Source organism: Stenotrophomonas maltophilia complex sp. Om-AH-Sm3 (assembly GCF_059337855.1).
The window spans coordinates 82,763-106,930 of sequence record NZ_JBYBLQ010000014.1 but is presented as its reverse complement, the minus strand read 5'-3'; the positions used below and the strand labels follow the sequence as shown (position 1 = coordinate 106,930).

The following is a 24,168-nucleotide window of genomic DNA, read 5'->3' as shown; positions in this document are numbered from 1 at the left end:
TTGCTTTAAAACAATTAATAGTTGCTTGATCAAACGTCTGCAAGATGGACAATCATCCTTCCTGCAGGCGCCTTCACAAGATACCTGCGCATACTTTCAAAGATCCGGGGAAGTGGCCTCAGCGCCGTTCCCGTGTGCTGCGAAGTTTCCTTCGTAGCGAGCCGCCCATTATAGCCGGCTTTTCTGCTTCGTCAACACCTTTTTTCAAGGCCGTCTCACCGGAGTGGACGTTGTTGCCGATGCTGCTTCGTCGTTGGGCCCGACGGCCTTTCGTCGTTGCGAGCCGCCTATTATGCCGGACTTTTCGAGTCCGTCAACACCTTCGTTCGATCAACTCGTTCGTCGGTGGTGGCGTCGCTGTTCGCGTGTCGTTTCCGGAGAAGCGATGCGCTGCAGCAAGGGGGCGAATTCTAGAGATCCTGCAGATTTCGTCAAGGCTTTTTTTGCACGGTGATGACAGAAGCACCGCGACATCACGCATGACGTACGCTCGAAGATCACTGCGGCGTTGCCCGCGCGTTGCGCGGTCAACGCCGCAACCCCTATCAATGCAGGGATGCACAATGCAGGGATGCACAGTGGAGACAGAGCAATGAGCATGCAGGTGCGGCGCGCATGGTGGCGCGATCTTTCGATGCCAGCCATCGTCGCTGGCTTCATTACGGTGCTGGTCGGCTTCGCCAGCTCAGCCGTGATCGTGTTCCAGGCCGCACAGGCCGTCGGCGCCGACCAGGCGCAGATCGCCTCCTGGATGTGGGCGCTGGGGCTGGGCATGGGCGTGACCTGCATTGGCCTGTCACTGCGCTATCGCGTGCCGGTGGTGACGGCGTGGTCGACGCCGGGCGCGGCGATGCTGGTGGTGGGTGCCGGCGGCGCGTCGCTCGCCGAGGCCACGGGCGCATTCCTGCTGGCCGCCGTACTCAGCTTGCTGGCGGGCTTCTCGGGCATCTTCGCCCGACTGATGCAACGGGTGCCGATGGCGCTGGCCGCCGGCATGCTGGCCGGTGTCCTGCTGCGCTTCGGGCTGGATGTGTTCGTGGCCATGAATACCCAGCTGGTGCTGGCACTGGCGATGTTCACCACCTGGCTGGCCGGGCGCAGGCTGTTCCCGCGCTATGCGGTGATCGCCACGTTGCTGGTCGGCATCGCCGTCGCCGCGAGCCACGGCCTGCTGCACGCCCAGCAGGTGCATCTGCAGCTGGCGATCCCGCAGTGGGTGACGCCCTCCCTGTCATGGACCGCCGTGGCCGGCATCGCCCTGCCCCTGTTCGTGGTCACCATGGCCTCGCAGAACATTCCCGGCGTGGCGGTGATGCGCGCATCCGGCTACGACGCCCCGGTGTCACCGCTGATCGGCTGGATCGGTGTGGTCAATACACTACTGGCGCCGTTCGGTGCGTACGCGCTGAACCTGGCCGCGATCACCGCCGCGATCTGCATGGGCCGTGATGCACATGAGGATCCGGCACGCCGCTATACCGCGGCGATGGCGGCCGGTGCCTTCTACATTGTCGTCGGGCTGTTCGGCGCCACGGTGGCCGCACTGTTCGCGGCCTTCCCCAAGGAGCTGGTGGCCTGCGTGGCCGGTATCGCCCTGTTCGGCACCATCGGCAACAGCCTGGCCAGTGCGCTGGCGGTAGAGCGGGACCGCGAGGCGGCACTGGTCACCTTCCTGGTCACCGCCTCGGGCGTCTCACTGGCCGGCATCGGCTCGGCGTTCTGGGGGCTGGTGGCCGGTGCGCTGTGCCTGCTGGTATTGCGGGCACGGGCACCAGCCTGAGCAAACGTGTCAGGCCGCCATGCGGGCGACGGTGTTGATCACCCCGACAGCCGCCATGCCGATCACCACCGCCCAGACGCTGGTCCCGCCACGACGCTGCAGTTCGGTACGGATGCGGTGGTGCTGCCCGGCGTGAGCAGCCTTCACTTTGCCCAGCAGCCGCGTGCAATAGCGCAGGTACAGGGTATTGGCGGTCATCGCGATGGCAAACCGTGGCACCGCCAGCAACACCACCATGAGCAACGGATTGGCACGGGCCGCCAGCAGCGCGATGCCGAACAGGACCAGCTCGAAGAGGATGGCCGCCAGGTACATTTTCCGGTGCAGCAGCCAGTAGGTCGGCACCAGGAAGGCGGGCCAGTGCCACGGCCGCGGCGGCTTCGGCACTGGGCTGTCCAGGTGCCAGCGCTGGCGGTAGAGCGCTGCGTTGGGCCCCACGAGGAGGTTCAGATCGTCCGCGTCGGATGGAGCGGTCGCACCGTCCACCTCTGCAGCAGGCGCGAGATAGGGATTGTCATCCGTCGGAGAAACCGGCGGGGTATCCAGATGATTCATGTCGGCGATTCCATGCCCGGGATGAACCCGCAGTAGCGGCAGGCATCGGTGAATCTGAAGCTGCTCCGGTCTCAGCCTGCCATTGCCTGGCCGACGAACATCGCCGCAACGACAATGATGGCAACCATGGCTGCGGCCGCTGCATTGGTATCACCCCGCTTGGACAGCTCGCTGCGCAGGCGTGCCTCGTCATCGCCCGCCAAGGCGCGCGCGCGGGCGATCTCACGCTGGCAATGCGCCAGGTACCAGCGATTGGCATACACCGCAGCGGTGACGTTGATCGCAAGGGTGATGACCATCGACACGCCTTCCGGTACGCCCAGCAACGCCTCGGCGATACTGAAGAACACCAGCATGCCAGCCCAGATCGCCGCCAGCCGGTACATCCGCCGGTACACCATCCAGATCACGCCGACCAGGAAGGCCGGCCAGTGCCAGGTGCCGTTGCCCTCGGCGATGCCCTGGTCCAGCCGCCAGCGTTGTCGATAGATCGGGAAGTTGCCGCCGACCACGGCGGCGTACAAGGCGATGTCGCCTTCCAGCTCCGGTACGGTCGCGGCCACGGGCGAAGCGGCGGGTGCACGGTAGGGGTCGGACGGATCAGCGGTCCGGGTATCGCTGACGGTGACCGCCGGCACCGGTTCAACCGGCGAGGGGTTCGGAGCCATCTGCGCCAGCGAAGGATCCAGTTCGGCCAGTGGCCGCCACGATGCCATCCCTACGCGCCACAGCAGCGTGCGTGCGGTTACGGTGCCGTCCTGCTGCAACCGGCGCAACCCGGCCAGGTCCACCGGCCCTTCGCTCTGCTTGCTGTTGGCGTACCACCACTGTGCTTCCTGCATGCCATCCATTCCTGTCGATCCCATCGCTACTCTGAAACTCCCGACACGGCCTGCAGCGGTTCACTGGCCAACACCTGCACAAGCTGGTGGCGCGCGCCGGGTGCAAGCGTAATCTGCTCTGGCCCGGCGTTGGCCACTTCCAGGCACACGTAATCGCGCCAGCCCTCGCCGACATCGGCCATCTTCGCCGCTGCCTCCATGCCCGGGTTCCAGGCCACCAGGGTCTGGCTGCCTTCGCTGCGGATCTCGATCCGCCGCTGCAGGACGGGATCGCGAAGCACGTAGTGGCCGCCGGCACCGGTATAGATGCGGTCGCTGCGCCCCGGATCGCGCGGGTCACGCAGCGACCAGGGCCCCTGCTGCTGGCGCAGCTGCGCGCCGTCCTCGTACTTGTCCAGGTACTGCAGGCCGTCGAGGCCATCGACCTCGACACGAGTGGCATCGCCGACCCGGAAGTAGCTGTGCAGGGCCTGGGTGAAGGTCACCGGCGAGGTTCCGGTGTTCTCGGTGACGAGCTGCTGGCGCAGCTGGCGGCCGATGCGCAGCTGCATCTGCAGGCGCAGGCCGGGATCGGCGCAGGGCGCAGGTGCCAACTGCAGCTCGACCTCGCCATCATCGCTCTGGGTGGCCTGCAGAAGCTCCCAGCGCGCGGTACGTACCAGGCCATGCGCCGGTACATCGGCACTCTGGCCCTGGCGGCCGAACCACGGCCAGCACACCGGGACGCCACCGCGGATGGGCGTGGGCAGCTCGGCGCGCGTGGGCGAAAGCCAGAACAGATCGGGCTGCCCATCGGGAATGAACGACAGCAGCTGGCCACCAAACACACTCACGACCGCTGTGGCATTGGCGGTTCGCACCTGCCAGGCCTCCAGGCCGTGATACAGGCCGGTGCTGATGTCCGGATTCGACTGCATGCGATGACGCTCCTTGAAGACCGCGGCGATGATGTCGCGGTCAACGTGCCGCCGGCAAGGCATTCTGCCCAGCGGGTGCGATGGCGGCCGCCTCTTCCTGCAGCGTGCGCAGGATGCGCTGGCCTGCGCGGCCGTCCACCTCGCTCCAGCCCAGTCGCTGCTGCTCGGCCTGGATCGCGCGACGCGTGGCGGCACCGATCATGCCGTCGGCGGCACCGATGTCGTGGCCGCGGGCCAGCAGCAGGGTCTGCAGCTGGCGGCGCTCATCGCGGCCCAGGCCTGGATCGTCGGTCGGCCAGGCGGTAGCCAACCCGGTGCCGCCACGCAGCTGGTCAGCAAGCGTCGCGATCGCCAGCGCATAGCTTTCGGCAGCGTTGTAGCTGTAGATCGCGTCGTAGTTGCGGAACACCAGCAGCGCCGGGCCGTTGTTGCCGGCCGGCAGCAGCAGGGCGGCGCGCGCATCCGCCGGCAGGTTGGCCGGAGCCAACGCGCTGCCATCCAGCGCGGTCACGCCCTGCGCGCGCCAGTCGGCCAGGGCGCGACGCTGGGTGCGGCCGGCCTGGCTGGCGTTGAAGCCGGCGGGCACACGCACCTCCATGCCCCATGGTTCGCCACTGCGCCAACCGGCACGCTTGAGATAGTTGGCGGTGGAGGCCAGTGCATCGGGAATGCTGCCGACCAGATCGCGGCGGCCATCGCCATCACCGTCCACGGCGATGCGTGCATAGGTGCTGGGCATGAACTGGGTGTGCCCGAAGGCACCGGCCCAGGAGCCGGTGAGCCCCTGTGCCTGCAGGTCGCCGCGGTCGATCAGCTTGAGCAGCGCCAGCAGCTCACCGCGGAAGAAAGGTTGGCGGCGGCCGGCGCACGACAGCGTGGCCAATGACTGCAGCAGCGGGCGCTTGCCGAACACGCGGCCGTAGTCGCTCTCCACGCCCCAGACCGCGACGATGGTGGCCGGATCGACGCCATACTGGGCCGACACACGATCGAGCAGGTCGCGGTGCTGCAGCAGCAGGGCGCGACCATCAGCGACGCGCTGGCGATCAACCAGCGCGGCCAGATAGTCCCAGATCGGCGTGGTGAATTCGGGCTGTGCATCGAGCAGGCCGAGCACGCTGGGGTCCGGGGTGAGCCCGGCGGTGATCTCGTTGAAGCGGTCGGCGCCGATGCCCTGGGTCGCGGCGGTGGCCTGCAGGCCCGCCAAGCAGCGGCTGAACGCCGGATCGGTGCTGGCGGCGGAAGCCGCAGGCAGCGTCGGGGTCGACGCAAGGGCGGCCGCCAGGCCGAGCGTGGTCAGAACAGGCATGGCGTCCTCCGTGTTGCCGTTGCACGGCCATCTTAGGGGCAGCGGTGCCGCCGAACCTGAAGGGGCACCGGCTGGCCACCACCTCAGGCGCGGCGCAGCAGGCGCAGGCCATAGGCGGGGCTTTCGGCATCCCATCGCTGCGCCACCTGCAGGCCCGCCTGCCGCAACAGCGCGTCGAAGCTGTCCTCGGTGTACTTGTGGCTGTACTCGACGCGAATGGGTTCACCGGCGGCGAAGTGGAAAATGCGGCCATCCAGGTGGACGTCCTGTGCCCGCTGGCTGACCAGATCGGTCTCGATGCGCAACCGCGCGGTGCTGTAGCGTGCACGATGACGGAAGCCATCGAGATCGAAGTCGCTGCCGATCTCGCGGTTCAGGCGGGCCAGCAGGTTGAGGGTGAATGCGGCGGTGACGCCCTGCGCATCGTTGTAGGCCGCCTCGATCAACGCCGGGTCCTTGTGCAGGTCGATCCCGACCAGGGCCAGGCCATCATGCCCCATGGTCTGGCGCATCGCGCGCAGCAGCGCGACCGCGTCCTCGCCTTCAAAGTTGCCCAGCGTGGAGCCCGGGAAGAACAGCAGCCGTCGCGCGGGTTCGCGTTCGGGCATGGGTACGGCGACGGGACGGGTAAAGTCGGCACAGACCGGCAGCATCTCCACCTCGGGCAGCGCCGGGGCCAGATGGTCGATGCTGGACAGCAGCGCGGCACGTGAGATTTCAATCGGCGTGTAGGCCACCGGGTCGTGCAGGGCGGCCAGCAGCAACGCGGTCTTGCGGCCACTGCCGCTGCCCAGTTCCACCACGTGCAGGTGCGGCCCGACGCTTCGGGCGATGTCCGGCAGTACCCGTGAAAGCAGGGCCAGCTCGGTGCGCGTGGGGTAGTACTCGGGCGTATGCGTGATCTGCTCGAACAGGCGCGAGCCGCGTGCATCGTAGAAGTACTTGGATGGCAGCTGGCGGGGCGTGCGCAACAGCCCGGCCACCACGTCGGCAAGGATCTGCTGGCGGCCGGGAGTGAGATCGGTCAGCGCCTGCAGCGCGTCCTGCACCGTACTCATGCGAGATCCCTGGCCAGGCGCAGCCCGGAGAACTGCCAACGCGCCGGGGGCATGAAGAAGTTGCGGTAGCTGGCACGCACGTGGCCACGCGGCGTGGCGCAGCTGCCACCGCGCAGCACCCATTGCCCGCACATGAACTTGCCGTTGTATTCACCGAGGTTGCCGGCGAAAGGGCGAAAGCCCGGATAGGCGCCATACGCGCTGTGGGTCCATTCCCATACATCGCCGAACAGCTGCCGCAGCCCACTGCCCTGCCCCGCCCGAGGGTGCAGCTGATCGTCGTCGGCAAAATGGCCACGCAGGGGCTGCGACGCAGCGGCGGCTTCCCACTCGAACTCGCTGGGCAGGCGCGCACCCGCCCAGCGGGCGCAGGCATCAGCCTCGTAATAGCTGAGGTGGCAGACCGGCGCATGCGGGTCCAGCTCTCGCCAACCGCCGAGGGTGTACTCGCGCTGCAGGGCATCGTCCCAGTACAGCGGGTGCTGCCAGCCCTCGGCTTCGCGCAACGCCCAGCCTTCGCTGAGCCACCAGCGCGGCTCGCGGTAGCCGCCAGCCTCGATGAAGGCGAGGTACTCGCCATTGCTGACGGGACGCTCTGCCAGTGCGTGTGCGGGGAGCAGCACGCGATGCGCCGGCGATTCGTTGTCGTAGGCGAAGGCGGCATGCTGCGGCCAGGCTGCGGCGCCAATGGTGACGATGCGTTCGGGTGATTCGGTCCAGCCCTGCGCACTGGCAGCGCTGGGGGCAGGCTGCAGGTCCTCACGGTAGGCCGGCTGCAACGGATTGCACCAGAACGCATGCTTGATGTCGGTCAACAGCAGTTCCTGGTGCTGCTGTTCGTGCTGCAGGCCCAACTGCAGGTGGTGCAGCGCCTGCGCGTCGAGGTCACCCGCCGCCAGTCGCGATTGCACCTGTGCATCGACCTGCTGGCGGTAGTCGCGCACCTGCTGCAGCGAGGGCCGCGACAACAGACCGCGTTGCGGCCGCGCGTGCGCTGGACCGATGCTTTTGTAGTAGCTGTTGAAAAGATAGTCCCAGGCTGGGTCATGCGCCGGCGCGCTGGCGAATCCTGCCAGCACGAAGCGTTCGAAGAACCAGGTGGTATGGGCCAGGTGCCACTTGCTGGGACTGGCGTCGGCCATGCTCTGCAGCATGGCGTCCTCTGCACTGAGCGGTGCGGCCAACTGCAGGCTGCGGGCACGCACATGTGCGAAGTGGTGGGCGAGGTCGTGCTGCGGGGCAGCGACGGCGGTGGGTACGCTGTCCATGCCTACAGCATCGGCGCAGTGCGGTGAGTGCGACGTCATGGCGGCACACTGCCCCATTCACATGGTTGCGGGCATACCTTTTCAAAAAGCGCGTGTTCAAGAAGCGGGTGAGGACGCCGCTAACGGCAGTGATGCGGCCGCATCGTCACCGCACTGGACTTCCTGCGTGCCCCTGCATCCACTCCGCCAGCCTGCGCATTACCTGTTCGTGCTGCCCGCCGTGCTGGTCGTCCTGGTGCTGTGGATGGCACTGGGCACCGAGGATGTGGCCAGCCCGGCCCAACGCATCCTGCCCTGGCTGCTGGCCTGCCTCGGCGCGGGCCTGGCCCTGCTCTACCACCAGATACGCACGTTGTGCCTGCTGCTGGTCGTGGCGGTGGTGTTCGCCCTGCTGCACCGGGACGTCGGGGGCTACCTGCGCAGCGGCCATGTCGACGCCTGGACTCCGTTGCGCTTCCACGCAATCTCGGCCTGGGTGCCGCTGCTGTTTGCCGGGCTGGCAGTGTGGCCGGAACGCGGACGCCGACGCCAGGACCTGCTGCTGCGCAGCGTGGTCTGCGGCGCGGCCCTGGTGATCTTCCTGCTGCTTGCGGCACAACAGCCGCAGGGCATGCACGATCTGCTGTCGAGCCGTCACTGGGCCTGGATTCCCGCCGACTGGAATGCGCTGGCGCAGCTGCCGGCGCTGCTGTTCCTGCTGGCGAGCGCAGCGCTGGGCTGGCAGGCGTGGCGGCATCCGCGGCCACTGCACACGGCGATGCTGCTGGCCCTGCTGTGCCTGTGGTGGATGTTGCCGCGGATCTTCCTGCAGCCGGTACTGCTGCCGGCGCTGAGCAGCGCCGCCCTGCTGCTGATGCTGGGCGCGATGCTGCAGGAATCCTTCCACATGGCCTTCCGCGATGAGCTGACCGGCCTGCCCGGGCGGCGGGCGTTCAACGAGACCCTGCAGCGGGCGCGCGGCACCTACAGCATCGCGATGGTGGACGTGGACCACTTCAAGTCGTTCAACGACACCCACGGCCACGATACTGGCGACGACGTGCTGCGCCTGGTGGGGTCGCGGCTGGCGCGTGTCGGCGACGGTGGCCGAGCGTTCCGCTATGGCGGCGAGGAATTCGCGGTGGTGTTCCTGGACCGCCCAGCGGCGGCCTGCATCGAGGCCGTCGAAGCACTGCGGCAGAGCATCGAGGAAACCCGCATGCAACTGCGCGACCGCAGCACCCGCAGCCGTGACGACGAAGCTGGCCGTCAGCAGCGCGGACGCGGCGGCACCGGCCAGGTGGTGCAGGTGACGGTCAGTATCGGGCTGGCCGACAGCCGCGTGGATCCGCGACCGACGGCAGTGCTCAAGGCCGCCGACCAGGCGCTGTACATGGCCAAGGACGGAGGTCGCAACCAGGTCCGCGCGCACGGCGGCCAGCGCCTGCTGGCTGCATCCAGTGCGTAGGGCTCAGACCGCGTCGAGGTAATACCAGCGGCCGTCGATGCGCCGGAATCGGCTGTGCTCGGTCATTCTCACCGCGCTGCCGCCGCCGATGCGGTAGCGCGCGGTGAAGCGCACTTCAGCACTGTCTGCGCCGGTGACCGCGTGGTCGTGCACGGTCAGGCCCAGCCAATGGGTGCGCTGGCCTGGCGCATCGTCCAGCGACAACTCGGCCGGACGCGTATCCGGATGCCAGGTGTGGCGCAGGTAGTCGGCCAGGCCCCGCACATACGCGCTGTAGCGCGAACGCATCAGGTGCTCGGCATCGGGCGCGGCTTCACCGGCATGAAAACGACCACAGCAGGCGGCATAGTCGGCGGGAAGGCCACAGGGGCAGGGCTCAGCGGGTTTTCGGCTCATGCCGGCATTGTCGCCGGGTTGCGGGGATTGATCCACGCGCGGCGGGAGTCACCTGGAGCAGGACAGGCGTATGCTGTCGCGCCCCCACCTTGATTGATCGCCGTGCTGGATCTGGTTCCCCCTGAGTTGTGGTGGCTGGTGGTGATCGCCTTCATCGCCGGTCTTGTGGATGCCGCCGTGGGTGGCGGTGGCCTGGTGCAGCTGCCCGGCCTGTTCACGGTGCTGCCGCAGCAGACGCCGGCGATGCTGTTTGGTACCAACAAGTTCAGTTCGATGTTCGGTACCGGTGCGGCTGCCTGGCGCTATGCGCGCAATGTGCGCTTCCCGTGGAAACCGGTACTGTTCGCGGCCGGCACGGCCTTCATCTTCTCCTTCGCCGGGGCCACTGCGGTAAGCCTGCTGCCGAAGGATGCTGTACGGCCGCTGGTGCTGGTGCTGCTGGTCGCGATGCTGGCCTACACGCTGTGGAAGAAGGACTTCGGTGCGTTGCACCGGCCGCAGGAGATCGGCCGCCGCGAACTGGTGATCGCGCTGGCGATCGGTGCGGCGATCGGCTTCTACGACGGCTTCTTCGGGCCGGGCACCGGCAGCTTCCTGATCTTCCTGTTCGTGCGCTTCTTCGGCCTGGATTTCCTGCGCGCCTCGGCGGCGTCGAAGGTGGTGAACCTGGCGACCAACGTGGCGGCGATCTCGTTCTTCGTGCCGACCGGCAACATCCTGTGGTTGTTTGCGCTGCCGATGGCCACAGCCAACATCATCGGCTCGGTGGTGGGCACGCGCCTGGCGCTGAAGGGCGGCACGCCGTTCATCCGCAAGCTGTTCGTGGGGCTGGTGGTGGTGCTGATCGCGCGGATGGCGTGGGATACGTTCCGCGCTGCGTGAATGCGGTTGCCGGCCAGCGGCCGGCACTACCGAACCCCGCCCATGGTAGTGCCGGCCGCTGGCCGGCATTCCCCTTCAATCGGCCGGGTCAGGCCTCGGCTTCTTCCGGTTCGTTGGCCTGCTGGCGGCTGCGCTCGGGCAGCTTCAGGCGCTTGCCCTCTTCGTCGTACTCGATCAGCAGCACGCCGGAGTCGTGGCGGCCGCTGATTTCGACGAAGCAGGCGCCGCCGATGAACGGTTCCAGCGTCATCACCGACTTCAGCGGGGTGGCAACCACCATCTGGAAGCCGAAGTTGTCGAAGATGTTCATTGCCAGTGCGGTGAACTCGTTGTCGGCCTTGTCGAAGGCCTCGTCGAGCACGACCGCGGCGTAGCTGGGCAGCTGGCTGTCGGCTCCGCCGAGCTGGTAGCGCAGCGCAGCCGCCAGGCAGGTAGTGGCCAGCTTCTGGCGCTGGCCACCGGACTTGCCGGCGCCGCTGCGGTAGATCTCGACCTGCTGGCGCGTTTCCGCATCCAGCTCGACGCCGATGAACTCCACGTGCATGCGCACGTCCAGCACCAGCTCGCGCCAGCGCTTGTCCTCGCCTTCCTGCGAGCCGAGGCGGTTGACCAGCTGGCGCAGCACGGTGAACTGCGACTCGGCCAGCTCGCGCTGCTCGGTCTGCTGCTGCGACAGCACCTCGCGCAGCTGCAGGTGGAACTCAGCGACCTCCGGCAGGCGGCGGTCGCTCAGTTCGATGGTCAGCAGCGTGCCACGGTTGAACGGCACCTGCTCCAGGCTGGCGTTCACCTCGTCCAGGCGCTGGCCGATCGACTTGCGGGCCTCTGCGCTGTGGCGCTGCAGGGCCAGCAGGTTGTTCTTGCTCTGGTTCTGCAGCAGGTCGAAGAAGCGCTCTTCGTGCTGTGGCAGGCCGTCGCGTTCCAGCCGTTCGAGGCGTGCGAGGAAGTCCTCGGCCGAGGCCACCGACACGGTGAAGTCGCCCGACTCCTCTGGCCACTGCTGGATGAAGCGACGGAAGCAGCCGATCAGCTGGTTCTCGATGCGGTTGAGGTCCTGCTGCGAGGACGACAACTGCTCGTTCAGCGCGTTGCTGACCTGGCGCATGTGCGCTTCGAGCGTTTCCAGGCTGAGCGGCCCCTGTTCCTGCAGGCGCTCGGCGAGGCCGGCTTCCTGCTCTTGGGCCAGGCTCGGCAGCACCAGTGCGCGGCTCTGCTGGCGTGCGCGGTCAAGGCGATCACGTTCCTTGACCAGCTGGCCGCGCTCGACGCGGACGTCTTCATAGGTGCGGCGGGACTGCTCGATGTCGGCGCGCACGGCGTCGATCTGCTTGGCCAGCTTGGCGAGATCGGCGTTGCCTTCGCGCAGGTCGCGCAGGGTGGCTTCGATATCGCTCAGGCGCTGCTGCGGAGCGGCGATGTCGATCTCGTTCCAGCTGATGCTGACCAGCTCGTGGCAGGCCAGGCGGCGTTCGTTGTCGCGATCACGCTGCCCGCGCAGGCGCGCGATGTCGGTCTCGCAGCTGGCGATGCGCTTGGCCAGCTCCTGTGCTTCGCGCTCGAAGGCGCCCACCTTGTCGTGGTTGTTGAAGCCGAGGATCCAGCGACGGCGGTCGCCCACCGCACTGCGGTCGTCCTTCTCGAAACGGTCGCCGGGATGCTTGACCTGGCCTTCGCGGGTGATGCCGCGGTCGACGTTGCGCAGCTGCTTGGCATCCACGCATTCGTAGTCGAAGCGCTTGCCCAGCTCGCGGCGCAGCCAGCTTTCGAACACATGCTCGCGCAGTTCAAGCTTGTGCAGCAGCGACTTCGCCGACGGCTCACGGGCGAATGCATCATCGTTGCGGCGCACGCGGTAGTAGGTGAAGCGCATGCCAAGGTGGGTACGGTTCACCCATTCGGCGACGTCGTTGTAATGCTTGTCATCGACCAGCAGCGACAGCGCGAAACCACCCAGCACGCGCTCGATGGCACCCTGCCAGCCCTGCTCTTCCGAGCGGACCTGGATCAGTTCGCCGACGAAGGGCAGTGCCGCCTCGGCGATGCCGGTTTCCTCGGCCAGTCGCGCGCGCAGCTTCTGCATCGGCGCCGGGATGTTGGAGGGCGTGCGCTGCATCGCTTCGAGTTCGGCACGGACCTCGCCGAAGCGGCGCTCGTCATCGCGCTTGCCGCCCAGGCGGTCACTGATCGCGTCGTCCAGTGCCGAGGAGGCACGCTGGCGGTCCTGCAGCTCGTTCTGTGCGCGCTCGACCAGTTCGGCGAAGCCATGGGCGTCGTCCGGCAGTTCGGCCCCCAGCTGCTGCGCCGCCTGGCGTGCCTGCTCGCGCTTGGCCTGACGGCGATCGCGCTCAGCTTCGGCACGACCCTGTTCGCGTTCCAGTTCCTCGATGCGCTCACCGCCCTGCTGGCGGCGCTGCAGCTCCAGTTCGGCCAGGCGCTCGGTGTGGTTGTCGAGCGCGGCACGGCGCTGGGCTTCTTCGCCAAGCAGGCCGCGGTCACGCACATCCATCTCGCGCAGGCGCGCCTCGATCAGCGCCTGGCGCCGGCTTTCGCGGAAGCTGTCAACACCGAGCTTCAGCGCTTCGTCGTCGCCACGACGGCGGTGCATTTCCTTCAGATCGTTGTAGTAGGCGCGCGCCGGCAACAGGGTTTCCACCTGACGGCGGGCAGTGACCACCGCCTGGTGCGCGCCATCAAGCTCGGCGAAGTCGCTGACCAGGCGCTCGGCGGCGTCGAAGGTCTTCGGCGTGTCGAGCATGAAGTCGCGCAGGAAGACGTTGAGGTCGCCCAGGTTCTTCGCCGACTGCGTCTTGTGCAGCAGGCGCAGCGCCATCTCGTTGTCGATGCCGAGCAGGTCGCGGAAACGCTCTGCGTAGCCGGAGAACGTGTCGAAGTGGTGCAGGTCGGGCAGCTTCTGCTTCAGCTTGCGCAGGTCCAGGTCGAAGCCGCCGAGGTCCTTGGCGATGTCGAACGGGCGCTCGGCGATCATGTAGTGCTTGCGCACATCGCCGGCCGAGGTGCCGTTGCCGGAGATCCACAGCAGGCGCACCAGGCTGACCACGCGGCCATCGCCGGCGCGGTATTCCAGCACCAGCGCGGTCCAGGTCGCGCCCTTGCGCAGGTACTGGGTGGCGATTTCGCCGGTGCCGCTGTCCTGCTGGTCGGCCCACGCGCCGCGCACGTAGGACACCAGGTTGCGGTCGCGGCCACTGCGCTCGGCTTCACGCGCAGCGGCGTTGAAGTCGACAATGGCCGGTGGCGTCAGCAGCGCGGACATGGCATCGAGCAGGGTCGACTTGCCCGAGCCGGAGCGGCCGACGAACAGGAAGCCGCGTTCGGCGATCGGTACTTCGGTCAGGCCGTTGAAGGTGCCCCAGTTGTGCACCTGCAGGCGGCGCATGCGGAACTGCTGCAGGCGCGGGTCCGGCAGGCCTTCGTTGAACAGGGCGGGAGTGTGCTTGGAGATAGCCATGCGATGGTCGGGTCTCTCAGGCCTCGGCGGCCGGGGTTTCACGCAGCTGGCGGTAGACCGCCGAAAGCTGGGACACGTCTTCGGCGGAGAACAGCAGCTTCAGCGCCGGCGAGACTTCGTGGCGGTCTTCCTGGCCGCTGAGGCGGGTCAGGATGTGGTTGTCCTTCATCTTCTGCACCGCCGATGCGACGCGACGGTTGAAGCCGGCGCGGTCGGTGGACAGGTTCTTTTCGTAGATGGCCAGCGCTTCGGCCATCTCGGCGTCGGCGACCACCGCGCGGTTGCCGCGCGCATCGGCCTCGGCCAGCTGCTGGCGCAGGTACAGCAGCAGCACCGAGTCGATGAAGGTCAGCGGGGAGGTGCGCAGCAGCACCGGCGCATCGACGTCTTCGGTATCGGCCTGGCGGGTGAACGCCACGCCACTGTCGCGGTCGAGCACCAGTTCCAGGAACAGGTCGGCCAGCGATGAGCGGATGGCCGCCTCGCTGCGGATCAGCGCCGGCCACAGCTTGGCGTGGCGCAGCTGGTCGATGCTGGGGCCGATCAGCAGCTGGCACAGCGCACGGCGCGCATCCAGCGGCAGGCGCCCGGTATCGCCGAGGTAGTACACGTCGTTACCACGGCGGGGCTGCGCCACGGCCGCCACCGGCTCGGCCTCGTAGGCGTCTTCCGCCACGTCGGCCTGCGGTGCGTCGATGGGATCTTCATGCCAGCTCATGGCGTCTCTCCTGGGTGAACCAAACCAGCGGGATGCGGGCGCGACGGATCTGGCCGTCGCCACCACGCCATTGCGCAAGCTCCTGCTCGCCGGCGATCACGTTGCCGAAGCGCGTGCCCAGCGACAGGTAGCCGATGACGCTGCCAAGACCCTGCGGCGCTTCGCGCTGCGAAAGGGCCTGGGCGATGCTGAGCCGCGGCTGCGCATCGAGCAGGTCGTGCAGGTCGCGGCGCAGGGTACGGAAGTCGATTTCGGACGAAGCGACCAGATCGCCAACGCTTTCCAGGCTGATCGCGGCTGCGTCGTTGTATTCGACGTTGCCATCGACCTGGGCGCTGCGCGGATCGTGCAGTTTCCATTGCGACCACGAGCGCAGGCGGCTGGTGGTCAGCTGCAGGTCGCGGCCGATGCCGCGTTGTGCGGGGAACTCGTCGCGCAGAGCGAGCGCTTCGGACTGCGCCTGCTTGAGCAGCTGGTTGAGGCGACGCTGTTCCAGATAGCCACGGCTCTGCACGAAGCCGCGCAGGCTGCGCGCGAAGTTCTGCAGCACATCGTGCACCTGGCCACCGCGCTCGAGCATGGTGCTGGTGAAGCCGCGCAGGAAGTTGCGTTCGTTGCGGTCCAGGCGGCGGGCGAAGCCACGCGCCAGCACCGCTTCCAGCGCGGCATCGAGCTGGGCGCTCTGCTCGGCGTCGTTGAGCAGGCGCCAGAAGGCCTGGAAGCTACGCCCGGCATCACTTTCGCCAATCACGTCCACGCCTTCGAACAGCTGCGACAGCACATCGCCGCGCTCGCCCTCGTCGTCGATGATGCGTTCGCGGAACTCGCGGTTGAGCTGCTCGAAGTCGTCGCGCACGCGGCGGAAGTCCTCGGTCAGCTCGTCGGCCAGGCCGATGATCTGGCGCGCACGTTCCAGCGCGCGCTTGCCGTCCAGCGCGATCACACGGCCGGCGCCGACACGGGCAATCTCGGCGTCGATCCGGTCGCGCTCGTCGCGCAGCGCCGACAGGCGGGCGTCCGGATCGGATTCGGTCTGCGCGGCCAGCTGCGAGAGCTGCTCGATGACCAGCGCCAGGCGGCTTTCGGTGGCGGCCACACGGGCCTGCTCGAGGCCGTCGGCGAATCGGATCGCCTGCAGTGCCGCGGTCGACAGCTCGTACTGCTCCTGGTCGGCACCGTCGGGCAGGCGGCGTTCCAGCCAGCCCTGGGCCAGCCAGTGTGCGATATAGGCCTGCGCGGTACGCGGCAGCTCGCGCGACAGTTCGTCGCCGTTGAGCTGATCCAGCGCACGCTGCAGGCGCTCGTTGAGCACCGACGACGGCAGCGTGCGCTCGCCGTCCATCAGCAGCCCCTGCAGCAGGCCGATGATTTCCGGGGCGTGGTCGGCGGCAAGCAGCTTCCACTGGGGCTGTTCGCGCAGATGGCGGTAACGGGAGATGCGTTCGCGGTGCTTCATGCAGCGAAAGGAGTCATGAGGGCTGGCGGGGACGAGCAGCCGCCCGCGGCGGCCGCGCGGGCAGCCGTGGGCATGCCGGCCCGCAGAGGCCGGCGGAGTGCGGTCAAGCGGCTCAGCGCTTGCCGCCCACTTCGATGAAGCGCAGGAACTCGGCGCGGGTACGCGCGTCGTCGCGGAAGCTGCCCAGCATCTTGGAGGTGACCATGCTGACGCCGCGCTTGTGGATGCCGCGGGTGGTCATGCATTCGTGGGCGCCCTCGACGACCACGCCGACGCCGATCGGCTGCAGCACATCCTGGATGCACTGGGCGATCTGCGCGGTCATCTTCTCCTGCACCTGGAAACGGCGGGCGTAGGCTTCGACGACGCGGGCCAGCTTGCTGATGCCCACCACCTTGCCGGCCGGCAGGTAGCCGACATGCACGCGGCCGATGATCGGCGCCATGTGGTGTTCGCAGTGGCTTTCGTACTCGATGTCGCGCAGGACGATGAGTTCGTCATAGCCGGCCACTTCCTCGAAGGTGCGCTCCATGTAGGCGCGCGGATCATCGCGGTAACCGCTGAACCAGTCGCCATAGGCTTCGGCGACACGGCGGGGGGTATCCAGCAGGCCTTCGCGGGACGGGTCCTCACCGGCCCAGCGCAGCAGGGTGCGCACGGCATCCTCGGCCTGGTCCTGGGTCACGTCGCCCTGCGGGGCAGCCTTTTCGTTGTTCTTGCTCATTGCGTACAGCGTCCCGAACGGGGGGCGAGCATCGTACCCGACCGGGGGGTGGGTCGTCCTGTGGGGACGGTTCATCGGGGGGTTCTTCCGGCGCCTCGTTGCTATCGGTTTGGAGGGGGAGAGGGGGCTGCGCAGGACACGCCGTAAACCCCGCTCCGCGGTCCGGCCCAGCCGCTGGCGGCTGGGCGTTCGGGCGCTTGCGAAGCAGTGCTTCGCAAGCAAAGCGCCCTCACCCATGGGGGCTCGATGGCGCCATCCATGGCGCCAACGGTCCTGCGCAGCCCCTCTCCCCCTCCTTGACGGTTTCCTGCGGGCGCGGCCGAACCGCCCGAAAGCGGGGTCAAAAGCTTGGGTTCATGGCTTCGGAAGCGCCGCGCGACTGCGCGACTGCTGTGGTAGGTGCGGACCGTTGGTCCGCACAGCTTTGGCTGCTGCTCCTGCCTTCAAAGAGCCAACCCACCGCGCCCGCGGGGTGATGGGAGGGAAGCGGGGGCCGGGCGGGGCAGGACCGTCCGCGGCATCGATGCCGCGGCCGAGCCCCCAAGGGTGAGGGCGCTTTGCTTGCGAGGCATGCCTCGCAAGCGCCCGAACGCACAGCCGCCAGCGGCTGGGCCGGACCCCGGAGGGGGGTTCACGGCGTGTCCTGCACCGTCCGGCGCCCGCTGCCCCACCCGACACCAGGCAGGCGCAACGCTTTCCTCACTACGCACCCACCCATTCAGAAAAACCCATTGATAGGAATGAAATTAGTAGTATCCTATCTATCTCTTATGGACCGACCCCTCGACGAGCGCACCGTGCTGCAGATGCAGCTCAGCTCCGGCCTGCTTTATGCAGGGCGGCAGTGGCAGCGCCTGGCCGACAGCCGGCTCGGCAGCTATGGCATCTCCACCGCCTGCACCATGCCGTTGCTGATGATCGGCCGCTCCGGCGGTGGCATCCGCCAGGTGGCGCTGGCCCAGCAGCTGGGCATGGAGGGTCCTTCCCTGGTACGCCTGCTGGACAAGCTGTGTGCCAGTGGCCTGGTCCGCCGCGAGAGCGACGCCAGCGACCGCCGCGCCAATCTGTTGTGGCTGACCGACGAGGGCCATGCGCTGGTCAGCGAACTGGAAGATCAGTTGATCGGCCTGCGCCAGGACGTGTTCGGCGAGCTTTCCATGGATGAACTGCACGCCGTGCTGAAGGCATGGCGCCTGCTGGCCGAGGCCGCCGACCGCATCACGTAAGAGCGCTGCCCCCGAACACCGCCGCTGCCGTGCACACGCCAGCGGCTTTTGCCCGTTGCTGTTGTTTCGTTGTCCCTCCCCTCCCCCACCTCGTCCCCGCCCCCTACCGATGCCCGGTGAATTCAGTCTCCACGGAGTGTTCGTCCCGACCCTGCTTGGGTTGATGGTGTTGGCCTATCTGGTCAACAGCGGCCTGCACGCGCTGCTGCAGCGTGCCGGCGCCTACCGCCATGTATGGCACCCGGCGCTGTTCAACCTGGCGCTGTACGGGATCGTGCTTGGCCTGCTGTTCCACCTCCTGCGTTGGATGCAATCGTGAACAAGATCGTGAAGAAGACCCTGCCGGTGCTGCTCACCAGCGCAGCCGTGATCGTCGCCCTGCTGGTGCTGCGCCAGCTGTGGGTCTACTACATGGATGAACCCTGGACCCGCGACGCCCACGTCGGCGCCGACGTGGTGCAGGTGGCGCCGGACGTGTCCGGGCTGGTGGAAACGGTGAACGTGGCCGACAACCAGTCGGTGAAGAAGGGCGACCTGCTCTTCGTCGTCGATCGCGCCCGCTACCGCATCGCGCTGGAGCAGGCCAAGGCCAGCCTGGCCGAGCGCCAGGCCTCGGTGGCACAGCTGCGCCGCGAGATCGGCCGCGACCGCAGCCTGCAGGACCTGGTCGCCGCCGAGGACGCCGAGGTGCGCCGCGCCAAGCTGCAGGCCGCACAGGCGGCGCTGGCCACCGCACAGGCTGCGGTCGACCTGGCCGAGCTCAACCTCGGCCGCACCGAGGTGCGCGCCTCAGCCGATGGCCGGGTCAGTGACCGCACGATGCGCGTGGGCGATTACGTGGTGGCCGGCAAGCCGGTGCTGGCGCTGCTGGATACCGGCTCGTTCCGCATCGATGGCTATTTCGAGGAGACCCGGCTGCGCGGCGTGGCGCCGGGGCAGCGCGTGGACATCCGCCTGATGGGCGAATCGGCACCGCTGCACGGCCATGTCGAGAGCATCGCCGCCGGTATCGAGGACCGCTACCGCAGCAACGGCAGCACCCTGCTGCCGAACGTGACCCCGGCCTTCGACTGGGTGCGGCTGGCGCAGCGCATCCCGGTGCGCATCACCATCGACGAAGTGCCCAAGGGCGTGGAACTGATCGCCGGGCGCACCGCCACGGTAACCGTGGACACCGGCCGCCATCCGCACAACGGCAAGGCCGGCACTTCGCCGACACAGGCGGGCCTGTGAACGCCGCCCTGCCCCGTCTCGGCCTGATCGTCGCACTGGCCAGCCTGGCCGCGTGCAAAACCGTCGGCCCGGACTATGCACTGCCGGAAGGTTCGGCGTTCAAGCGCCCGCAGGCCAATGCGGCCTTCATCGATACGCAGAACCCGCAGATTGCCGCCAACCAGGCGCTGCCCGACCGCTGGTGGTCGCTGTACAACGACCCGGTGCTGGACGGGCTGATCACCCAGGCACTGCGTGACAACGTGGAACTGAAGGCCGCCGATGCGCACCTGCGCCGCGCTGCCGCCGTGTACGAACAGGCGCTGGACGCGGGCGGCTTCGAGTACGAGGCCGAGGCCGGCGTCAGCCGCGCGCAGTTGTCGGCCGAATCGTTCCTGCAGGAGCACGAGCTGCCGGTGATCAACCTGGCCGATGGCAAGTTCGCGGTCAGCTACCAGTTCGACCTGTTCGGCAAGCTCAAGCGCGGCGCCGAAGCGGCGCGAGCCGACGAACAGTCGGTTGCCGCAGCACGTGACCTGGCCCAGGTCAGCGTGGTCGCGCACGTGGCCGACAGCTACCTGGAGATCTGCCACGCCAACCACGAGCTGCACGTGGCCGAGCATTCGCTGCAGCTGCAGCAGCGCAACCGCACCGTTACCGAGCGCCTGATCGCCGCCGGCCGCGGCACGCCGCCGGAACTGGCCCGGGCCAATGCGCAGGTGGCGCTGCTGGAGGCGGCACTGCCGCCGCTGCGCGCGCAGCGTTCGGCCGCGGCCTATTCGCTGGCCGCACTGCTGGGCCAGACCCCGGGCCAGCTGCCGGCCGGGGTGATCGACTGCGCGCACGCGCCCGGCCTGGCGCAGCCGCTGCCGGTCGGTGATGGCCGTGCGCTGCTGCAGCGCCGCCCGGACGTGCGCCAGGCCGAACGCAAGCTGGCCTCGGCCACGGCGCGGATTGGCGTGGCCACCGCCGAGCTGTATCCGGACATCCGTCTGGGTGCCTCAGTGGGCGCCGCCGGCCTGCTGGAAGACTTCGGCACGCCGATGACCCAGCAGTGGTCGATCGGCCCGCTGATCTCGTGGACACTGCCCTCTTCGGGCACGCATGCCCGCATCCACGCCGCCGAAGCCGGTGCCGACGCGGCCCTGGCCGAGTTCGACCACACCGTGCTGCAGGCACTGCGCGAGACCCAGACCGCGCTGGACCGCTATGCGCAGGACCTGCGCCGCCTGCAATCGCTGCGCGTGGCGCAGGAGCAGGCCGCGCTGGCCGCCGACCAGAACCGCCGGCTTTACCAGGGCGGCCGCACACCCTACCTGTCCAGCCTGGATGCCGACCGCAGCCTGGCCAGCAGCGACGCCACCCTGGCCGCCGCCGAAGCGCAGGTCTCGCGCGACCAGATCCACCTGTTCCTGGTGCTGGGTGGCGGCTGGCAGGCATCGGTTGCCCCGGCTGCACCGTCCACCGCACAGGCCACGGCGAAGTAAGCCATGAACGCGCTGACCGATCGCCAGGCCTGGCTGTTCTCGATCAAGACCTACCTGGCCGCGGTGGCCGCGCTGTACATCGCCATGGCCGGCAACCTGTCGCGCCCATACTGGGCGATGGGCACGGTGTACATCGTCAGCCAGCCGCTGCTGGGCCCGACCCGCGCCAAGGGCGTGTACCGCATTGTCGGCACCCTGGTGGCCGGGCTGGCCACGCTGCTGGTACTGCCGGCGCTGGTGGAAACCCCGCTGGTGCTGAGTGCGGCGATGTCGATCTGGCTGGCCGGTTGCCTGTTCATGGCCCTGCTCAATCGCGGCCCTCGCGGCTACGCGTTCCTGCTGGCCGGCTACACCACCGCCTTCATCGGCTTCCCGGCGGTAACTTCGCCGGAGACCATCTTCGACACCGTGGTGGCGCGCAGCGAGGAGATCATCCTCGGCACGGTGGTGGCGGTGCTGTTCGCCTCGCTGCTGTTCCCGGCGTCGGTGCGGCCGATGCTGCGCGCCCGGATCGGCAACTGGATGGAGGACGCTGCGCAGTGGTGCCGGCAGATCCTTGAGCGTGGCCGCGCGCATGCGCCGCGCAACCGGCTGGCTGCCGACCTGGTGCAGTTCGAGGCACTGATCGAGTTCCTGCGCCGCGACGATCCACGCCATGCCGGGTCTGCGGTGTCGATGGAGCGGCTGCGCGAGCGCATGCTGTTGCTGTTGCCGGTGTTGTCGTCGATCGCCGATCGCCTGAGCGCGCTGCGCAGCGATGGGCAGGCCCTGCCGGATGGGCTGCCGGCGCTGGTCGACGACATCCGCGAGTGGCTGGATGGCCCGACCAACGCCAGCGAGTACGCGCGGCTGCGCGCGCGCATCAGCGCGCTGAAGCCGCAAGTGGACCGCGACCTGCAGCACCTGCAGCTGGCCAGCCTGCTGCTGCGCCTGGAAGAACTGGTGGACCTGTGGCAGGACTGCCGCACCCTGCAGCACGCGATCGACCAGGGCACGGCGCCGTTGGATCGCGCGCACTACCGCATCCGCACCGAACGCGTGGCCGCCGACAAGCACGTCGACTACGGCATGGCGCTGTTCTCCGCGCTCAGTGCCGGCGTAGCGCTGATGAGCTACTGCGTGCTGTGGATCGCGCTGGGCTGGGAAGGCGGCGGCAACGGCGCGATGATGGCGGCGGTGACGGCCGCATTTTTCGCCGCACAGGACGATCCGGCCCCCAGCATGGTGCAGTTCCTGGTGTGGGCGATGGTCGCCTCGGTAGTGGCGGGCGTGTACCTGTTCGGCGTGTTCCCAGCCGTGCACGACTTCGGCCTGCTGGCGCTTGTGCTGGCGGTGGCCTTCCTGCCGCTGGGACTGCTGCTGCATCATCCCAAGAGTGCGCTGTTCGCGCTGCCGCTGACAGTCAATCTGGCTGCGTTGCTGAGCCTTCAGAACACCTACAGCGCCAACATCCAGACCTTCCTCAATTCGTCGATCGCGATGTTCATCGGCATTGGCTTTGCAGTGGTGATGACCCGCCTGTTCCGTTCGGTGGGTGCCGAGTGGACCGCGCGCCGGCTGGTGCGGCAGGGCTGGACCACGCTGGCCGAAGCCGCCGAAGGACGTGGCCAGCAGGATCGGCAACGCTTCGCCGCACGCATGCTCGACCTGTTGGGCCTGCTCGCACCGCGCCTGGCAGCGACGCCGGAGGGCAGCGACATCGCCTCCGTGGACATGCTCAACGAGGCGCGCATCGGCCTGAACATCCTGCAGCTGCGTCGTGCACGGCTGGAACTGCCCGAGCGCAGCCGCGAAGCCGTCGAGCACATCCTGGAAGAGATCGCTGGGCACTACCGGCGGCAGATCGCGGCGCGCAAGCCGATTGCTGCAGACCAGGCGCTGCGCGAGCGGTTGGATACCTCGCTGGGCCGGGTTGGCAGCGTGGCGGCGTGCAAGGCCCGCGACGAGGCGCTGATGGGCCTGATCGGCCTGCGCTTCGCGCTGTTCCCGGAGGCCAAGGCGTTGGCGCCGGGCCTGGCCATGGACGCGGCGACGCAGCCGTAGCGCGATACCCTGTGCGTCCACAGACCCCGTTGCCGGGGTCGGATCCTTCGCTGCGGGCGAAGGCTCTGACCCCGCTCTGCACAGGAAGCTCCAATGAGTTACGACATGATGGTGTTCGAGGCCAGCACCGCCCCACGCGAGGCGGCAGCCTTCATCGCCTGGTTCGAAAAGCAGACGCAGTGGAACGAGCGCCACGAGTACGACGACCCGGCCGTCAGCAGCCCGGCGCTGCAAGCGTGGTTTACGGAGATGGCGCAGGAATTCCCGCCGTTGAACGGACCACTGAGCAACGACGATGACGACCGCGCCGAGGTGACCGAGTACAGCATCGGCCGGCAGGTGATCTACGGCGCGTTCGCCTACTCGGTGGCCGAGCGCGCGCACGGGCGGGTGCAGGATCTGGCCGAGAAGCACGGCGTGGGCTTCTTCGACGTGAGTGCGGATGAAGCGGCGATCGTGTTCCCGGATGGGTTGGTGTTGATCGCGGAATAGGTGTGGCGGCAGGGCTGCGCCCTGCACCTGCCGAATCAACTTCAACGGCAACGTCAAAGGCTGGCATTCCGTGGGATGGCGGGGTAGGTCCGGTTGAGGGGGACGCCGTAAACCCATCCATGGGGGCTTGGTCGCGGCATCCATGCCGCTCACACCCCCTCAACCGGACCCACCCCGCCTTCGACAGTTTCCTGCGGTCTGCAGTAGATCCACGCCATGCGTGGATGAACGTCGGAATGATCGAAGTACGCTTTTGTAGAGTCGAGCCATGCTCGACTGCTATTGGCTAGCGATTCCGGACGTGACTGGAGGTTTCATCGATTCCGGAAAAGCTCCATCGCTTCTTCCATTTCGTCTCTTTCACCGGATACCACAAACGCCAGCACCCACGCTGCCGCAGCATTTCCGTGCTCCAGTGCCAGCGCCGTCAGCAGACACGTACTAGTGCTGAAATCGTGCTTCTCCATTACGACGCTACCAGCGAACTTCGCAAGCCGGTGAAGCGCCTCGGAGTACTCGGGTTCAGCGATATCAGGAAGCGCGATACCCGCCTCCCGCCTCTCCATCTCGATGCTGATTGGCAATCCAACGAAGTCAAATGTGAGTGGCTTTGGCTGAAGCAGAAGTGCGTTCACGATATGCGGCACAGCCGCAAACGAAGCGCTGTAGACGTCCCCTTGATGGCACAGGCTGCTCCACAGCTCGTGCCAGGTGTCCTCAATCGGATCGTCTTCGGATCTTTCGTTTTTCGGGATACTTATATTGGCCAGCAGCTCCGGAATGTCATCCGCAGCCCCGTAGGCGTGCTGCAGTTCGGCCCAGCGTGGGTCATCCAGAGCGATAAGGGCCATGCGCCGGTTCCTGTGTCTTGGGGTAGCAACGCAGGA

The 24,168-nt window shown here is 67.8% G+C and carries 21 protein-coding genes; 9 read left to right on the top strand and 12 right to left on the bottom strand.

From position 1 onward, the window contains the following. Window positions 1-592: 592 nt before the first annotated feature. Window positions 593-1,780, top strand: coding sequence for a benzoate/H(+) symporter BenE family transporter (locus tag AC10QF_RS16220; protein ID WP_138953417.1), 1,188 nt, complete (start codon window positions 593-595; stop codon window positions 1,778-1,780). A 9-nt stretch (window positions 1,781-1,789) separates the two neighbouring features. Here AC10QF_RS16220 and AC10QF_RS16215 read toward each other — a convergent pair whose 3' ends face one another. The 6 genes from AC10QF_RS16215 to egtB all read right to left on the bottom strand — a co-directional run bounded on the left by AC10QF_RS16215 (window position 1,790) and on the right by egtB (window position 7,729). Further along, window positions 1,790-2,335 carry a DUF2628 domain-containing protein gene (locus AC10QF_RS16215; protein WP_069138212.1) on the bottom strand — a complete coding sequence of 182 codons (546 nt, stop codon included), beginning with the start codon at window positions 2,333-2,335 and terminating at the stop codon, window positions 1,790-1,792. 71 nt (window positions 2,336-2,406) lie between these two features. Continuing rightward, window positions 2,407-3,177 carry a DUF2628 domain-containing protein gene (locus AC10QF_RS16210; RefSeq protein ID WP_065186598.1) on the bottom strand — a complete coding sequence of 257 codons (771 nt, stop codon included), beginning with the start codon at window positions 3,175-3,177 and terminating at the stop codon, window positions 2,407-2,409. Window positions 3,178-3,203: 26 nt separating this feature from the next. After that, window positions 3,204-4,094, bottom strand: a complete 891-nt coding sequence (locus AC10QF_RS16205) for a D-hexose-6-phosphate mutarotase (protein WP_069138234.1) — start codon at window positions 4,092-4,094, stop codon at window positions 3,204-3,206. A 40-nt stretch (window positions 4,095-4,134) separates the two neighbouring features. Then, window positions 4,135-5,403, bottom strand: a complete 1,269-nt coding sequence (locus AC10QF_RS16200) for a lytic murein transglycosylase (RefSeq protein ID WP_494542505.1) — start codon at window positions 5,401-5,403, stop codon at window positions 4,135-4,137. Between the two features lie 83 nt (window positions 5,404-5,486). Then, on the bottom strand, window positions 5,487-6,461 hold the full coding sequence (gene egtD / locus AC10QF_RS16195; RefSeq protein ID WP_072168745.1) for an L-histidine N(alpha)-methyltransferase: 975 nt from the start codon (window positions 6,459-6,461) through the stop codon (window positions 5,487-5,489). Continuing rightward, window positions 6,458-7,729 (bottom strand): ergothioneine biosynthesis protein EgtB, encoded by a 1,272-nt coding sequence (egtB, locus tag AC10QF_RS16190; RefSeq protein WP_494542504.1) that lies wholly within the window; start codon window positions 7,727-7,729, stop codon window positions 6,458-6,460. Before egtB ends, egtD begins: the two co-directional genes overlap by 4 nt. Window positions 7,730-7,895: 166 nt before the next feature. On the opposite strand from egtB, the gene AC10QF_RS16185 reads away from it, so the two are divergent. Further along, complete coding sequence (locus AC10QF_RS16185; RefSeq protein ID WP_494542503.1) at window positions 7,896-9,176, top strand: GGDEF domain-containing protein; 1,281 nt, start codon at window positions 7,896-7,898, stop codon at window positions 9,174-9,176. Window positions 9,177-9,179: 3 nt separating this feature from the next. Here the strand turns inward: AC10QF_RS16185 and AC10QF_RS16180 are convergent, their stop codons facing one another. Then, window positions 9,180-9,572 (bottom strand): YchJ family protein, encoded by a 393-nt coding sequence (locus AC10QF_RS16180; protein WP_053496751.1) that lies wholly within the window; start codon window positions 9,570-9,572, stop codon window positions 9,180-9,182. Between the two features lie 102 nt (window positions 9,573-9,674). Between AC10QF_RS16180 and AC10QF_RS16175 the strand changes: the two genes are divergently transcribed. Beyond that, window positions 9,675-10,454: a TSUP family transporter gene (locus AC10QF_RS16175; RefSeq protein WP_069138233.1), complete on the top strand. Its 780-nt coding sequence runs from the start codon at window positions 9,675-9,677 to the stop codon at window positions 10,452-10,454. Window positions 10,455-10,542: 88 nt separating this feature from the next. On the opposite strand, the gene AC10QF_RS16170 is transcribed toward AC10QF_RS16175, so the two are convergent. The 4 genes from AC10QF_RS16170 to folE form a co-directional block, all read right to left on the bottom strand. After that, window positions 10,543-13,923 carry an ATP-binding protein gene (locus tag AC10QF_RS16170; RefSeq protein ID WP_053496750.1) on the bottom strand — a complete coding sequence of 1,127 codons (3,381 nt, stop codon included), beginning with the start codon at window positions 13,921-13,923 and terminating at the stop codon, window positions 10,543-10,545. 16 nt (window positions 13,924-13,939) lie between these two features. Beyond that, on the bottom strand, window positions 13,940-14,641 hold the full coding sequence (locus tag AC10QF_RS16165) for a DUF4194 domain-containing protein (protein WP_005421303.1): 702 nt from the start codon (window positions 14,639-14,641) through the stop codon (window positions 13,940-13,942). Further along, window positions 14,628-16,097 carry a DUF3375 domain-containing protein gene (locus AC10QF_RS16160; RefSeq protein ID WP_164093654.1) on the bottom strand — a complete coding sequence of 490 codons (1,470 nt, stop codon included), beginning with the start codon at window positions 16,095-16,097 and terminating at the stop codon, window positions 14,628-14,630. Before AC10QF_RS16160 ends, AC10QF_RS16165 begins: the two co-directional genes overlap by 14 nt. A 112-nt stretch (window positions 16,098-16,209) precedes the next feature. Then, the gene (gene folE / locus AC10QF_RS16155) at window positions 16,210-16,821 is read right to left on the bottom strand and encodes a GTP cyclohydrolase I FolE (RefSeq protein ID WP_004141296.1); all 612 of its coding nucleotides are present in this window, start codon (window positions 16,819-16,821) and stop codon (window positions 16,210-16,212) included. Window positions 16,822-17,591: 770 nt separating this feature from the next. Between folE and AC10QF_RS16150 the strand changes: the two genes are divergently transcribed. From AC10QF_RS16150 to AC10QF_RS16125, 6 genes are all read left to right on the top strand, one after another. Continuing rightward, window positions 17,592-18,047, top strand: coding sequence for a MarR family winged helix-turn-helix transcriptional regulator (locus AC10QF_RS16150; RefSeq protein WP_005421298.1), 456 nt, complete (start codon window positions 17,592-17,594; stop codon window positions 18,045-18,047). Window positions 18,048-18,156: 109 nt separating this feature from the next. Then, the gene (locus AC10QF_RS16145) at window positions 18,157-18,366 is read left to right on the top strand and encodes a DUF1656 domain-containing protein (protein WP_025875651.1); all 210 of its coding nucleotides are present in this window, start codon (window positions 18,157-18,159) and stop codon (window positions 18,364-18,366) included. After that, window positions 18,363-19,280 (top strand): efflux RND transporter periplasmic adaptor subunit, encoded by a 918-nt coding sequence (locus tag AC10QF_RS16140; protein WP_069138207.1) that lies wholly within the window; start codon window positions 18,363-18,365, stop codon window positions 19,278-19,280. The genes AC10QF_RS16145 and AC10QF_RS16140 overlap by 4 nt, the downstream gene beginning before the upstream one ends. Continuing rightward, a complete protein-coding gene (locus AC10QF_RS16135) occupies window positions 19,277-20,746 on the top strand; it encodes an efflux transporter outer membrane subunit (protein WP_494542502.1) in 1,470 nt (489 codons plus the stop codon). Before AC10QF_RS16140 ends, AC10QF_RS16135 begins: the two co-directional genes overlap by 4 nt. Before the next feature lie 3 nt (window positions 20,747-20,749). After that, window positions 20,750-22,789, top strand: coding sequence for an FUSC family protein (locus tag AC10QF_RS16130; RefSeq protein WP_494542501.1), 2,040 nt, complete (start codon window positions 20,750-20,752; stop codon window positions 22,787-22,789). Window positions 22,790-22,882: 93 nt separating this feature from the next. Further along, window positions 22,883-23,281: a hypothetical protein gene (locus AC10QF_RS16125; protein WP_111175919.1), complete on the top strand. Its 399-nt coding sequence runs from the start codon at window positions 22,883-22,885 to the stop codon at window positions 23,279-23,281. A gap of 314 nt (window positions 23,282-23,595) precedes the next feature. On the opposite strand, the gene AC10QF_RS16120 is transcribed toward AC10QF_RS16125, so the two are convergent. Next, entirely contained in the window at window positions 23,596-24,132 is a 537-nt protein-coding gene (locus AC10QF_RS16120; RefSeq protein WP_095378901.1) for a hypothetical protein, read from the bottom strand. Between the last annotated feature and the right edge of the window lie 36 nt (window positions 24,133-24,168).